Source organism: Candidatus Nitrosopumilus sp. bin_7KS (assembly GCF_054095835.1).
In genome coordinates, this window is the sequence record NZ_JBSWSO010000007.1 from 18,871 (window position 1) to 32,668 (window position 13,798).

General features: G+C 32.9%; 14 protein-coding genes and 1 tRNA gene. 8 read left to right on the forward strand and 7 right to left on the reverse strand.

Features of this window, described 5'->3' with window-relative positions:
* Positions 1-44: 44 nt before the first annotated feature.
* The 5 genes from ACW9W4_RS08810 (at position 45) to ACW9W4_RS08830 (ending at position 3,120) form a co-directional block, all read left to right on the forward strand.
* On the forward strand, positions 45-371 hold the full coding sequence (locus ACW9W4_RS08810) for an Sjogren's syndrome/scleroderma autoantigen 1 family protein (protein ID WP_457762094.1): 327 nt from the start codon (positions 45-47) through the stop codon (positions 369-371).
* 39 nt (positions 372-410) lie between these two features.
* Entirely contained in the window at positions 411-587 is a 177-nt protein-coding gene (locus tag ACW9W4_RS08815) for a hypothetical protein (RefSeq protein WP_457762095.1), read from the forward strand.
* A 76-nt stretch (positions 588-663) separates the two neighbouring features.
* Complete coding sequence (locus tag ACW9W4_RS08820) at positions 664-1,101, forward strand: universal stress protein (protein ID WP_457762096.1); 438 nt, start codon at positions 664-666, stop codon at positions 1,099-1,101.
* Positions 1,102-1,199: 98 nt separating this feature from the next.
* A complete protein-coding gene (locus tag ACW9W4_RS08825) occupies positions 1,200-1,364 on the forward strand; it encodes a preprotein translocase subunit Sec61beta (protein ID WP_457762097.1) in 165 nt (54 codons plus the stop codon).
* Positions 1,365-1,371: 7 nt separating this feature from the next.
* Positions 1,372-3,120, forward strand: a complete 1,749-nt coding sequence (locus ACW9W4_RS08830) for a DUF2070 family protein (protein WP_457762098.1) — start codon at positions 1,372-1,374, stop codon at positions 3,118-3,120.
* Here ACW9W4_RS08830 and ACW9W4_RS08835 read toward each other — a convergent pair.
* Entirely contained in the window at positions 3,104-3,757 is a 654-nt protein-coding gene (locus ACW9W4_RS08835; RefSeq protein ID WP_457762099.1) for a hypothetical protein, read from the reverse strand. The genes ACW9W4_RS08830 and ACW9W4_RS08835 overlap by 17 nt on opposite strands.
* A gap of 81 nt (positions 3,758-3,838) precedes the next feature.
* On the opposite strand from ACW9W4_RS08835, the gene ACW9W4_RS08840 reads away from it, so the two are divergent.
* A complete protein-coding gene (locus tag ACW9W4_RS08840) occupies positions 3,839-6,292 on the forward strand; it encodes an ABC transporter substrate-binding protein (RefSeq protein ID WP_457762100.1) in 2,454 nt (817 codons plus the stop codon).
* Here ACW9W4_RS08840 and ACW9W4_RS08845 read toward each other — a convergent pair.
* The 4 genes from ACW9W4_RS08845 to ACW9W4_RS08860 form a co-directional block, all read right to left on the reverse strand.
* On the reverse strand, positions 6,289-6,780 hold the full coding sequence (locus tag ACW9W4_RS08845; RefSeq protein WP_457762101.1) for a DUF367 family protein: 492 nt from the start codon (positions 6,778-6,780) through the stop codon (positions 6,289-6,291). The genes ACW9W4_RS08840 and ACW9W4_RS08845 overlap by 4 nt on opposite strands.
* A gap of 34 nt (positions 6,781-6,814) precedes the next feature.
* Complete coding sequence (locus ACW9W4_RS08850) at positions 6,815-10,084, reverse strand: lamin tail domain-containing protein (RefSeq protein ID WP_457762102.1); 3,270 nt, start codon at positions 10,082-10,084, stop codon at positions 6,815-6,817.
* 138 nt (positions 10,085-10,222) lie between these two features.
* Positions 10,223-10,468: a hypothetical protein gene (locus tag ACW9W4_RS08855; protein ID WP_457762103.1), complete on the reverse strand. Its 246-nt coding sequence runs from the start codon at positions 10,466-10,468 to the stop codon at positions 10,223-10,225.
* A gap of 139 nt (positions 10,469-10,607) precedes the next feature.
* Positions 10,608-10,684: transfer RNA gene (locus ACW9W4_RS08860), tRNA-Pro, on the reverse strand.
* Positions 10,685-10,756: 72 nt separating this feature from the next.
* On the opposite strand from ACW9W4_RS08860, the gene map reads away from it, so the two are divergent.
* Positions 10,757-11,653 (forward strand): type II methionyl aminopeptidase, encoded by an 897-nt coding sequence (gene map, locus ACW9W4_RS08865; RefSeq protein ID WP_457762104.1) that lies wholly within the window; start codon positions 10,757-10,759, stop codon positions 11,651-11,653.
* Positions 11,654-11,790: 137 nt separating this feature from the next.
* On the opposite strand, the gene ACW9W4_RS08870 is transcribed toward map, so the two are convergent.
* A complete protein-coding gene (locus ACW9W4_RS08870) occupies positions 11,791-11,973 on the reverse strand; it encodes a hypothetical protein (RefSeq protein WP_457762105.1) in 183 nt (60 codons plus the stop codon).
* Entirely contained in the window at positions 11,970-13,091 is a 1,122-nt protein-coding gene (locus ACW9W4_RS08875) for a DUF1512 domain-containing protein (RefSeq protein ID WP_457762106.1), read from the reverse strand. Before ACW9W4_RS08875 ends, ACW9W4_RS08870 begins: the two co-directional genes overlap by 4 nt.
* 144 nt (positions 13,092-13,235) lie before the next feature.
* Between ACW9W4_RS08875 and ACW9W4_RS08880 the strand changes: the two genes are divergently transcribed.
* Entirely contained in the window at positions 13,236-13,796 is a 561-nt protein-coding gene (locus ACW9W4_RS08880) for a TATA-box-binding protein (protein ID WP_179362116.1), read from the forward strand.
* Positions 13,797-13,798 lie beyond the last annotated feature (2 nt).

Sequence of the window (13,798 nt, forward strand, 5' to 3'; positions counted from 1 at the left end):
TAAAAAATAAACGGATTTTTTAGATAGAAAATTAAAGGAAAATAGTGACAGAAGAACTTACAAAAAAAGCAGCTGAGATGCTCCTTCAAGGAGCAACATTACTTAGCGAACCTTGCCCATACTGTGCAGGCGTCAGAGTGATGAAAGCAGGTCAAGCATTGTGTATTAGTTGTGGGAGACAGCCAGAGAAAAAAGAGATAATCATTGAAAATCCACTAAATGAGACAACCCCCATAGAAAAAACATTTGAGAAAAAATTAGAGGTACTTTCAAAGGAACTTGAGCAAGAAAAAGATCATGAAAAACAACAAAATATCTTAAAAACAATTAACTCATTATTAGAAACTATTGAGAAGATTAAAGGAAAATAATAAAGAAAATCTTAAGTTCACGATCCATCTACAAAAATTATGAACCCTGATAGATATGTAACAATATCAATTGAATCAAAAATAAGAGAAGGAGTTTTTCATAAAGTTGTCAAAGACTTAGAAAGCGGAAAAGCTGTTTCTTGTTCTTGTAAATGTTGGAGTAAAGGAAAAAAGCCCTGTGCAGGGATGAGAACTATTGGTTATGAAAGCATCTAAAACAAATTGCTAAAAAGAAAACCTGATCTTAAAATCAACCACACAGTATAAATTCTAAAACAAATGTTACAATGCATTGAAAAATATTTTAGTTCCCTTTGACGGTTCAGGATACTCACAAAAGGCATTTGAGAAAGCATTGGAGATAGCAGAAAAATTTGAATCAAAACTCACAGTTATGACAGTATTACAATCGAAATTATCCGATTCTGCCGGGATTTCTCTTGAAAGATTGCAGGAAATCCAGGATGAAGAAGAAGATACAGCAACGGTTATGCTAAAAAAACTAGAAGAGCAAGCAAATTCTAAAAAAATACCATTCTCAATAGCAATAATCCACAACCCTTCATCTTCAGATGGAATAGTGGCTTTTGCGGGAAAAAACAATGTGGATTTGATTGTAATGGGTTCTCATGGAAGAACTGGTTTTAGGAAAATGGTGTTAGGCAGCGTTGCAAATGGAGTAGTTGGACATGCCAAATGCCCAGTTCTAATTACAAAAGGAACTGAATAATACAGAATTGAGCCAAATTTAGAAAAAAATGCGATTTAAAGTCAAATTTTACTTGATGAATAAAGTTTTTATGTTAAAATCCGCGATGACGAATTGTAATGGCAGATAAAAAATCAGCACCACTCCCAGCATCAAGTGGAGGTCTCATGAGATTCTTTGAAGATGAGACCAAGGGATTCAAATTAGATCCAAAAATAGTGGTAACAATTCCAATTAGTTTAATTGCCATTTCATGGATAGCAGATTTATTTTTAGCTCCGTGAAGGGATAATGGAACAAGAAATAGACGACGTTTCAAATATACACAATAGATTTTCCCTTACTCTAGTAAATCCAGGATCAAAATATTTTTCACTGGTTGTTTCAATGGTTGTAGCATCTGTAACTGTTTTAGCAATATATTTTGGATATTTGAGTAATTTAGGTTTTGAAGAAAACTGGTATAGGTTACCAATAGTTTTAGGAGTTTTAGCATTAACACAATTACTAGATATAAGATTTTCAAAGAAAAAAGAATACTCAAAATCTTTGCATTCATCTCTTTTTGCAAACATGTTGTGGACAGTTACACTGTTGATGGGCATACTTTCAAGCATTGTGTTATCAAAAGATATTGAACCATTTTTCATAGTATTTGGGTTATTGCTTTTTGCTAGTTTTAGAATTGGTATTTACACTACAACTTTAGGAGCAAGTCTCAAAAAAGCATGGGCAATATGCTTCATTCAACCAGTATCAATGTATCTTGTATTAATCCCACAAGATTTGTGGATTTCAATACTTAGTGAACCAATAGGTTTAGGATATGGCATATCATTTATGATAATTGCAAGTGTATGGTCAATTGTTACAGATAGAGCTGGAAGACCTGCAATGGAAAGTACACATAAAACAATTCAAGCATATCTTGCTTCTCAAGGAAATGATTTTGAAGATGCAGAGGAGCTCATGGAACAGCGCTCAAATGAAACCAAAGTATCAACATCACAAATCAAATTTTCTATGAATAATGGAGATAAGGAATTCAGAATCATATTGCCAGAAATTCATCCAGGACCCTATCACCCAGTAGGTGGAAGTAATATTCCCTACCTAATTTATAAAAATTTATCATCATCAGCCATGGTTATGCATAGCATATCAAACCATACATTAAATCTCCCATCAAGAAATGAAGTTGAAAAATATTTACAAAATTTAGAAAATACCAAAGTAAGAGATGAAGGTGCCAAATGCACAGAACCAGTGATTGTTCAAATTAACAAATCAAGAGTTACTGGTTTACTTTTTGGAAATAATCCATTATTGTTTTTGTCACTATCCCCACATGGAATGGAAGATATTCCAGATTATATGAAAACAGAAATTGAACAGTACGCAAACAACAAAAATTATTCACAAACAATGATTGTTGATTGTCATAATGCAATGGGGGAGGAAATTTCAAAGGAAGATGGTGAGGACATGTTAAAAGCTGCAAAATCTTGTTTGGATACATTAATTTCAAAAGAAAGTTTTCCTATCGAATTAGGCTATGCCAATACGGATCAAATGGATGTATGGACAGAAGATTTAGGAATGGGAGGGCTTGGGATTATTTGTCTCAACATTAATAATAAAAAATATTTTCTCGGATGGGCAGATGCAAACAATATGGAAAATGGAATTAGAGAAAAAATCATAGATATTTTTGCAAAGGAGGACTACCAACTGTTAGAAATATGTACTTCAGATACGCATTATGCACCAGTTAAAGCAAGAAACAGAAACGGGTACTATCAATTAGGATTAATTACAAGTGCCGAGAAACTTGCAAAATGGTTCTTTGCAATTGCAAAAAGTGCAGAGGCCAACATCACTACAGCAAAATTTGAAATTTTAGAAAATGAGACAAGTGTGAAAGTGATGGGGCAAGGAATCTATGAGGACTACTCCAAGGCATTAGATAATTCATTGAAAATCACCAAGGGATTTGTGATAGGAGGAGTGGTCTTTTTTGTCACTAGTCTGTTCCTATAGTATTCATTTTATCAATATTGCCATAAAATTCATCAATAAATGAAGCGAATTGAAAGATAGGAACTATCGGCACATTCTCAATAAAATCAATTTTATCTTGATATAACGTCACTATTACTGGCACAGCGATTGCTCCAGGGGTTTTTTCAACATATTGTTTTGTTCTTTCAATTTGTTTTTTAACGGCAGTAGATAACGCAGATGAGCTATAACGTTTCCAATGTTTACAATCAATTAAAATTGCAATGCCAAGTCTAATTCCAACAACATCAATTTCCATTCTAGGTTTTGTCAACATCATATTTTTCATTACTGCAAAATTTTTTTCAGATAGAATTTCTGCAGTCAAACCTTCAAAATCTCTCCACTCTAAAGCAATAGAGATCTCATCTATAGAATATCCTTTTTCAAGTAAGAATATTGCAGTCTTTAATTTATCACCGTCTTCAAAAAGATATGAATTATTTTCTTTTGTTCCAATATCATTTTCAATAAATTCATCTAAAATTATTTTAGATTCAACATCACTTAGTTTTGTAACAGCGGAAAAATCTTTAACAGATACACCTCCCTGTATAATGCCCTGTAATCCAGTTATCATTTTGGGGTTAATGTTCAATTGTTGTATTTGTTCCATGATGGAAATATAGGTTTTAGGAGCTATTAACACCAGGGTATTATGATATAGGTTTTAGTATATGGTTTTAAAATAATCAATATGAAAAAAATGCTAGTTATCATACTAGCTTTTTCAGTTACATCAATTCTATATGATGAATCATTTGCAGAAAAAAATACATTTTTTGATTCAGTAAAATTTATTCAATATTTAGATGAAAATACAGCACTAGAAGAAGTTAGGAATGGAAATCTGGACATCTACTATTTCACAATATCACCAGACAGACTAGAAAGTGACCAAGGCAGGAAGGGATTACAGGTATTTGATTCTGCAGGAGGATCATATAGTATTTTGATAAATCCTGCTGAATCTCAAAAGTTTAATCCTTTTTCAAATAAAGATACCAGATTTGCTTTGAATTACCTAGTAGACAGAAAACTAATTGTAAATGAATTGATGGGGGGTTATGGTTCACCAATTATTTCATACTATAGTCCATCAGATCCAGAATACCTTACAGTGATTGAACAACTAGAGACGTTTAATTTCAGATATAACCCATCACTTGCAAATGAAATCATCTCAAAAAATCTAAATGAAAAAGGAGCAACTAAAATGGATGGGAAATGGCAAATCGACGGAAGTCCAATTGAAATTACAATTTTTATCAGAAGTGATGATCCAGTAAGAAAATCAATAGGGGAAATATTATCAGTCGAATTAGAAAGAATTGGATTTGAGGTTAAGAAAGAATTTGGAGATTTGAATAAAGCATTCGTAGTAGTGTATGGTTCAAATCCTTCAGAGGTAAAATGGAATTTGTATACAGAAGGATGGGGACGTTCAGCATTTGTAAGATATGATTCAGTAGGAATAGGACAAATGTATGCGCCTTGGTTTTCAAATATGCCAGGATTTAATGACCCTTCATATTGGAATTATGAAAATGAGAAATTAGATTCATTAACTCAAAAAATCTACACAGGAGATTTTGAAACATCAGAGCAAAGAACAAAATTAATTCAAGACGCAGTAGTTGAGGGGATTAATGAATCAGTACGAATTTTTTTAGCAAGTAAAATAGACCAGTATGTTGTAAATGAAAAAACCAGCGGAATTGTAAATGATTTCGGAGCTGGAGTTCCAAGTAGATTTACACCAATTAATGCAAAGAATGGTAATGATGAACTAGTAATAGGAGTTAAGCAAATCTATCAAGGAGCATGGAATCCAGTGATGGGGTTCGGAGATACGTATAGTAGACACATTTGGGGAATTATCTCAGATCCTGCAACATTCAAACACCCTTTCACTGGAGAAACATTTCCCATAAGAGCAACATGGGAAGTTGAAAGTGAAGGACCAAATAATAAAATCAACATTCCTCAAGAGGCAATAATGTGGAATCCAATTATTAAAAAATGGGAAAAAGTAGAAGCAAATGCACAGTCAACAAGCAAGGTAACATATGATTTTAAATTCAGTAATTGGCACAATGGTGAAAAAATGGATATGAATGATATCTTACATTCATTGTATTTTACAGTAGAGTGGGGAACTCAAACAGATGAAAATGATAAAACATTTGATACCGAATTCACACCAAGAGCTGCACAAAGTATTCAGACAATAAAAGGAATTAATCTAGTAGATGACAAAACCATCGAAGTTTATGTCGATTATTGGCACTTTGATGAAGGAGAGATTGCAGAGTGGGCAGCATTATGGAATACAATCCCTTGGGAAATTACTGCCGCGATGGAGAAAGCAGTAACTGATGGCAAAGTATCATTTTCTAGATCAGGCGCTACAAGTAAAAATGTAAACTGGTTATCTTTGATCATCCCAAATGATGCAAATACGATAAAAGGGTATTTGGAAGAATTCAAAAAATCAAACCACACCCCAATAGCATTTAGTGAAAACAATGAAAGTTCAGAATATTATCAATCAAGATATGACTCTTCAATAGACTGGATTAAAAATAAACAGCATGCAGTGATAAGTAATGGGCCATTTTATTTAGAATCATACTCTCCAGAATCAAGAACCATCAAAGTTACTTCATTTGATAATGATTCATATCCATTCAAAAAAGGGGAGTGGTCAATATTTGAAAAAGCAGAGTTCCCTACAATTGAAAAAATAGAGATTAAAAAATCAATACAGAAAGGAGATGAAATAAACATTAATGTAAAAACAAGAAATTCAGATTCAATTTTATATTTTTTAACAAATAGTAATGGTGAAAATATTAGTTCAAACACATATTTTGTTACTGAGGACAACACTAACATCACAATATCATCTATTGAATCAAATCTCTTAGGAATAGGAGCAAATAATATCAAAATATTTGCAATATCAGACTCAGTTTTAAAGCCAGATTTTTACGAATCTAGTTTTATTGTAACCAATAGTGAAAATAATTTACCACTAGTAAAAACAGATGAGATAGAATTTACTGAAAATAAATCAGAATATTGGTTCTGGGCAATACCAATCATAATAATTATCACAGTGTCAATATATTTTAAAAAAAGAAATTAGATTAAACCATAATCTTTTAAAATCAAATCTATTTGTAATTCATTTTCAAGCTTGGAATATTCTTCTAAAAGGTTGTGATTTAATTCGTAAAAAGTATGACCCCATTTGAATTTGTCAAGTAACTCTAAAGCCTGATCTCTAGAACCTAAAATAAACAAAGATGCAGATAATGCCTCAACAGTAGTTAACTTATTTAATTTTGAATAATTCACAGGATTGCCAGCAAGTAATGGAGGTAGTTTCCTTTTGATACCAGAAAATTTTTTTGAAAATGCCTGATCTACCAAATTCCAAGAGCAATCTATACCAATTATTGTGTTAATTATCGATTTATCTTTAGGAAGTAAAGTTTTTTCAGAAAATGGATCTAACACTAAACCTTTAGAACCAATTTTTTTAATGTTTTGTGCAAGACCGAATTTTACCATTTTGGCAGCGGTGCATTTTTTTGGATCATCTTGATAAAACATCAATACTTGTAATTTCATTTCAATAAGGAATAAGATTGAGAGTATTTTGAATTTACTCTAGTGTTTTGTAAGTTACTTTATAGTAAAATCTTGAAACTTGTTCATCTTTTAGTACCTCAACATTCCAATTTGTATCAGGTAGAAATGCTTCAGAGGATTCAGGCAAAATACTAAATTTTTCTAAACGTACATCAGGACCACTATACCTAACATTAAGAATAACACCGTCAACTTCTACTACATCATAGATTTGGCCTTGTTTTCTAGTAGATTCTTTTACCAAACAATCAGCATCAGGTCCAATAATACACATGCCAGAAGCAGTAGATACTTTAAGATTTACATTTAATTCATCCCCTCCAGATGGAGTAATCAGAGAGCCTGAAACTACTCTAGGGAAAATGACTACATCATCGGAAATCTTATCTTCAGTAGTAATTGAAATTACCTTCTCAGATATTCTATTTTCTTTCTCAATTACAGTGTTTGATTTTTCAATTAATGGTTTTTCAACAACATTGAATTTGACAGATTTCTTTTCAAAATCAGCATCAACTGTTACTTCGTATGTCCCAATTGATGTTGATTTATCAGGAACTACAAACTGATGAGTGAAAGATCCAGAAGGGCTAGGACGAATTTTAGTTACAGATCCCGTATTTTGTCCACAAATAAATGAGCCACAAGTAATTTCAGTTCCAGATTTTTTAATTACACTTACATCAAATCCTTCAAGATAGATTAGCTTGTTTGGTTTTCCACTAATTGAAACAACATCTCCAGGGTGGTATTCAGATTTGTCAGTTGTTATTAAAAGAGTCAAATCAGCATCTATGCCAAAAATGAAATCATTTGTGACACTAAATTCAGACTTTGCAGAAGCCTTAGAATAAGATGCTTTTACAGAATAGAGGCCTTCACTAAATATTGTAGCTGGTAATTCAAAGAGACTTGAAAAGTCACCACCTTGGTTTGGATAAACAGAAGATTCATGGATTTGTTTAAATGGGAATTTGCCATCAAGTACTTTGATAGTAACTCTTTCAGGAACTACAAGGCCTTCAGAACCTTGTTGACGTTTAATTACATTTCCAATCACTTTTAATTTTTCACCAGCTTTGTACAATGATTTTTCAGTGGATAGAAAGAGAGGTGTTTTATCCAAGGAATCATTTTCAGGATCTGCAGAAACTTTGAAGAAAAGATCTAGATTATTGGATCCAATTGAAACCTTAATTTTGTATACTCCAAAATTAGATTTTTGTACATCTCTTTCAGCAGCATCAATCTTTAAGTTTGCAGGTTTCTCACTTATCGGAGTAACCCAAGACCATGAGAAACGTTGGTTGTCAATAGTTGCACCAGAATTTCGAACACTTCCATCAGGTTTTGTAAGTGAAATCTCAGCTGAATTAGCACCGGTTAACGGAGCAATGCCATTAAGATAAACAGTCTCCCCCAATCCATATACTTCCTTATCAAGTGTAATTACAGGTCCTCCTTTCAAATCAAGAGGATCCTCAATGGAGAATGAATTAACTGCAGTATGACCAGAATATTGAGATTTTACAAGATAGTTACCTTTAGTAAAGATGTTTTTACTCACATCAATTTGCAAAGAGTATCTTCCAGAAGTTTCAGGGATTGCAGTAAAAGAATATCCTATATCAGCAGGATTCTTTTTTGACAAAGATGCAATAGTCAAAGGAGTTCCATCTTCATGAGAAATTGAAACCTTTACTCCGGTACCAGTAGTATAGCTGGTGTTACTATATGGATCCTTTACAAAACCACTAATCATCATAGAGTTACCAAATTCGTAGATGTCCTTATCCATTTCAACTGTCAAGGACTTGTCAGAAACAACATAATTTTCAGGATCAGATACAACAGGAATTATAATTTTTGCAGTTCCAATGTCTTTAGATACAGAAATTTTATAATCACCCAATCTAAGAGAATTATTTGGGATAGTAAAAGAATAATCAAAGGAACCATCACCTTTGAGAGTTACAGCATCTAAAATTTTAAATCCAGATGAACCACCTGAAGATGAACTCAATATCGAGGTTTGTTTGGTTTGAACAATTTCTAAATCTAATGTACTAACAAAAACTTTGTTTACCCTACCAGAGATTTTTACAACATCACCCAAACCATATGCTTTTTTGTCAGACCACAAAGAGATAGGTACATCTTCTTTAATGTCTTTTACAACCTCGTACGAGGTAGATGCAGATTTATCAAAATATTCGGCATTGATAGTATATGTTCCATAACTAGGATTGACAGTCGTGACAAAAACATTAGTCAAGAATTTACCGTTTGTTGGAAAGAGATTTCCATTATAGATGAGTTTTCCATTAAAATCAGTCACAGTAAATTTCATTCCCTCAAAAGGAATTATCTCATCAGCAAATCCTGTAATGCGAACTGTCTGTCCTGGGATATATTGTGATTTGTCTGTGGAAATACTTAGTTCTGCATCCTGCTTGATTTCTTTTTCAATTGTTTCATATCCAACTGTGAAATTAGTAGTTTCAGTTGCACCACCATAACTTACAGACACATTATAATTTCCACCGTAAATTCCCAAAACCTGATGTAAACTAAGAGTAGTTTTGTAATTCAAATTAAGATCAGGATAAAGATTTATGGTTTTATCAAAATTAGGTCCAGAGATAGTAACTACAATTTGTTCTGGTTTAAAGAAAGGTTTTACAACAAATACTTCTTCAGAAACACTTCCAGAAAGTACTGCCACTTCGCCAAATGTATAAAACGATTTATTGGATGAAACAGAGACATTAACTCCATCAGCAGTTTGTGTTTGAATTAATTTTCCATTTGATGAACCTGCAGTAGAGGTAACAAATTTCCAATCACTAAGATTATCAGTATCAAATCCATCATAGATTCTCTGCCAAGAAGTAAAATCATTTTTGAGATCAGTAATTGCAGGAGTCTTGTCAATTACAATGTTATTTTTATCTCTAAGTTCAATTGATTCACTGACATCAGTAAACCAAAGACTTTGATAAGAATAAGTTAGAAATTGTCCTGGTTTAATTACAGTTCCAGATGGAATTGTCATTGTTTTTTTAAGTATCGTAGTTGATGCCACACTCCATCCACTCAAATCAACATTAGCATCAGTAGGGTTATGCAATTCTACCCATTCAGATACGGATTTAGAGTCATCGCCAGGGGGATTAATGTCGACTTCGTTAATTACAACATGATCAGCAGTCTGAGCATACGCGGGAACAAGAATTCCGGCAAAAAGAAGTATAGAAAATACTAGAGGTATATTTCGATTCATTATTAATTCCTAATTTTGTTGCCTAAAAGACTCATTTTAGAATGGGATTGAGGAAAAGTTGAGCTTGTTGTTAAAGTCAGATATATCAATGTCATCAAAAATTAACATGATTTTTTGGTTTTAAGGCATGCGTATGAGTTATTCTTTAGAATAGTCACAATTAGGACATTTTGTTTGAATAAGTTTTGAGCCACATTCCATACAAATTCCACCTCCAATACTACTTTGAATGGATTTTCGTCTCTTTTCAACATACATTTTGATTGTAAAATAAAACCCAATCCCTATCAAGACAGAATAATGAAATGGTATGTATTGAGTAATACCAAGAACAATAAGAAAAACTCCAATAATCAAAACTATATCACGTCGCTCAAATTTCATAAAAACAAAAAACCCAAGAATTGATAAAAACGTGCCGGAGCTCAGACTCAATTAGTTTAATTCATTTTAAATCAATACTCTAACTCTTCCTCATTGCTCGGCAATTGGATATGAACGTGATTTGTTAATAAGATGATGATGGTGGGATCGGCGAAATTTGAATTCGCGACCTCTGCGTCCCAAACGCAGAATCATACCAAGCTAGACCACGATCCCAGTAAAACCAGAAAATCGCCCAATTTAAGCTTCACAGATAATCATTTTAAAGGCAAATTCAGGATCGATATCGTGCAAGCAGAGCAATACATCAAGGCAGGTAAAATTGCAGCTGAAGTAAGAGAAATAGTACGAGTAAAAGACTGGATAGGTAAAACAGTTTTTGAAATTTGTGAAGAAGTAGAAAATGAAATTAAAAAAAGAGGTGCCAAATGTGCATTTCCGGTAAATGCAAGTATTAATGAAATTGCAGCTCACTATACTGCAGAACCAAATGATCCAATTACTATCAAAGATACCGATTTGGTAAAAATTGATCTTGGTGCACAAATTGATGGATACATTGCAGATACAGCAGTAACTGTTTGTTATGATGCACAATTTGACGGATTAGTTCAAGCTGCTGAAGAAGCATTAGGAAATGCAATGTCAATGATAAAAACAGGAGTAAAGGCAAGTGACATTGGACGAACCATTGAAACAACAATTAAAAAAATGGGGTTCAAACCAATTGCAAATCTTAGTGGACACTCATTAGATCAATATACAATACATGCAGGTAAATCAATTCCAAATATTTGGTCAATTGGAGGATTTTCACTTTCAGGAAATACGGCTTATGCGTGTGAACCATTTGTGACAACAGAGCAAGCAGGCGGATTTGTTAGAAATGGCAATATAAAAAATATTTTTGCATTAAATTCAAGAAAGAAAACCAAAAATGCTGAAGCAGACAAACTACTTGACTTCATTTGGGAGAATTGCAACATGTTGCCATTTGCCCTAAGATGGCTAACAAAAGAATGGGAAGAAAAGGAAGCACGTGAACTATTAGACTTTTTGATAAAGAAAAAAGCAGTTCAAGCATACCCCATACTGATTGAAGTTAATGAACAAAGAGTAGCACAAGCAGAACATACATTCATTCCTAATGAGAATGGAGTTACAGTAACTACAAAGGCTGAATAAAAAAATCATGAAAATATGAGTGAAGAAGTCAGAGCATGTCCAAAATGTGGCAGATTTATGTTTAGAGAACAAGGAGAAGCGACAATGTGGTTTTGTCCTTCATGTAATGTAAAATACAAAACAGAGTAATCTAAAAATTATTGTTCTACTGTTTCACCAAAAATTTTCTCAATTCTAGTGTGTCCATCACAAGAGGTGCATTTTGAGAGTTTAGTAAACAAGATATCACCATGATTGAATTTCCTTTTAGTCAAAGTGCCACATTTAGTACATTGCTCTACAGTATATTCAGTTGTAATTTTTTTCTTGGAGAAAATCATTGTGGAACTCCAGATGTATTTCCAACTCCAATTATCACAACAGATTGACCAGGTTTAGTATTTTCAATAATCATTTCATTTACTTGTAATCGAACAATTTCTGCAGTATCAGCAATTTCTTTAGTCATCAAAGTGATAGCTTCTTTAACTGATTGTTTGACTATGATAGAAAATATTGGAACATTATTTGTTGTTGCAACTGCTTCAATTTGGAATCTTTCTGTTCCAATTCCTCCAATAGCAGCACCGAAACCTTGAGCAATAGATGCAGAATCTTCACCCTCCATTTTCAATGCAGCATCAATCATAATTATTACATCAATTTTATTTTCAGACATAATTTTTTCTAATCCGTCTGCAGGTCTGCCAACTGTAGAGGCAGGGCCTTCAGCTTTTAAAAGAAACAACTTTCTATCTTCAAAGTTAATTTTTGAAAGAGATGTTTGAAATGCAACAGTTTCTTTTTCATGTTCTAACATCATTTTTCCAACAACCATCGGACCAATTCCATCACCAACAGGCTGATCAGATTTGAATGCAGGAATTGCTTCCCTCATAGCCTCTGCTTGCTCCATTATGAAGGGTAGAAGCATTTGGAGAGGTAAAATTAGAGGATAATTATTTTGTTTTTTAGCAGTCAAGAACATGTGATTAACGATTTTGTAAATCATTTGTAATGAGGATGAAATTTCAAGTAAGGTTTGGATTTTACTTAATTCAATATCACTCATTTCAGGGGAAAGAGATTTCACATGGGCTCTTGTGTAATCTTCTCTAGACCTAACTGTGTGATGGACTTTGTCAACGATTCCATTAGGATCCATATCAACTGGCATGATTGTAAAATATTCTAAAAATTTATCAATTCTTTCCACAGGATCATTTTTGACTTTTAAATTATTTTTAAGATAATTAATTAATTCAGTTCTAGATTCATCTCTGAAATTATCTAATTTTTTTAGTCCTTTTTTAATTTCTCTAGAGGTAACAAAAAGTTGTATTTGTTGCCCATAAAATACGAAAAGAATTATCGGAAGAATCCAGACAATCATCATCAATGGGTTTGAATCATCACCCATCGAAAACAATTGATCTAAATCAAAATTTGTAAAATTCACTAGAATCAATATTTTTCAGAACCAAATTAAAGCATTCGTCCTAATTTCAAATAGCACAGCACATCTGAAAATGAAAAAATGTGTTTTTTAGGCAGAATAATGGCGAGTGCTTTTATTGTAGTTTAAAGACAAAAAAAGCCGAATATGCCGCAAACAAAACCCATGGTAAGTGTAGAAAACGTTGTAGCTTCAGCAGATGTAATGCAAAAAATGGACTTGAATGATATTACTAGAAAATTTCCAGATGTAGAATATCATCCAGACTCATTTCCAGGACTAGTATTCAGATTAAAAACTCCTAAAACTGCAACATTGATTTTCACTTCAGGTAAAATGGTGTGCACGGGTTCAAAATCCGAAGAATTGGCAAAAAAAGCAGTAAAAACAGTAGTGCAAGATCTTCGAAAAGGAGGAATCAAGGTCAAAAAAAATGCAGTGGTGACAATTCAAAATATTGTCGCATCCATCAATTTAGGTGGGAAAATCCATTTGGAACAAGCTGCAAGAACATTACCACGAAGTATGTATGAACCTGAACAATTTCCAGGATTAATTCATAGAATGGTGGACCCAAAGACAGTCATTTTGTTATTCTCATCAGGAAAACTTGTCTGCACAGGAGCTAAACATGAAGAAGACGTGTATCGTTCTGTAAACAATTTACACGCATTACTTGAAGAGAAAGAATTAATGATTTATGATTAATT

What these genes read in the sequence shown, in the direction of transcription:
- ACW9W4_RS08815 (WP_457762095.1), top strand. Translation starts at nt 411, where the DNA reads ATGAACCCTGATAGATATGTAACAATATCAATTGAATCAAAAATAAGA.
- ACW9W4_RS08825 (WP_457762097.1), top strand. Translation starts at nt 1,200, where the DNA reads ATGGCAGATAAAAAATCAGCACCACTCCCAGCATCAAGTGGAGGTCTC.
- ACW9W4_RS08830 (WP_457762098.1), top strand. Translation starts at nt 1,372, where the DNA reads ATGGAACAAGAAATAGACGACGTTTCAAATATACACAATAGATTTTCC.
- ACW9W4_RS08835 (WP_457762099.1), bottom strand. Translation starts at nt 3,757, where the DNA reads ATGGAACAAATACAACAATTGAACATTAACCCCAAAATGATAACTGGA.
- ACW9W4_RS08840 (WP_457762100.1), top strand. Translation starts at nt 3,839, where the DNA reads ATGAAAAAAATGCTAGTTATCATACTAGCTTTTTCAGTTACATCAATT.
- ACW9W4_RS08845 (WP_457762101.1), bottom strand. Translation starts at nt 6,780, where the DNA reads ATGAAATTACAAGTATTGATGTTTTATCAAGATGATCCAAAAAAATGC.
- ACW9W4_RS08850 (WP_457762102.1), bottom strand. Translation starts at nt 10,084, where the DNA reads ATGAATCGAAATATACCTCTAGTATTTTCTATACTTCTTTTTGCCGGA.
- ACW9W4_RS08855 (WP_457762103.1), bottom strand. Translation starts at nt 10,468, where the DNA reads ATGAAATTTGAGCGACGTGATATAGTTTTGATTATTGGAGTTTTTCTT.
- ACW9W4_RS08870 (WP_457762105.1), bottom strand. Translation starts at nt 11,973, where the DNA reads ATGATTTTCTCCAAGAAAAAAATTACAACTGAATATACTGTAGAGCAA.
- ACW9W4_RS08880 (WP_179362116.1), top strand. Translation starts at nt 13,236, where the DNA reads ATGCCGCAAACAAAACCCATGGTAAGTGTAGAAAACGTTGTAGCTTCA.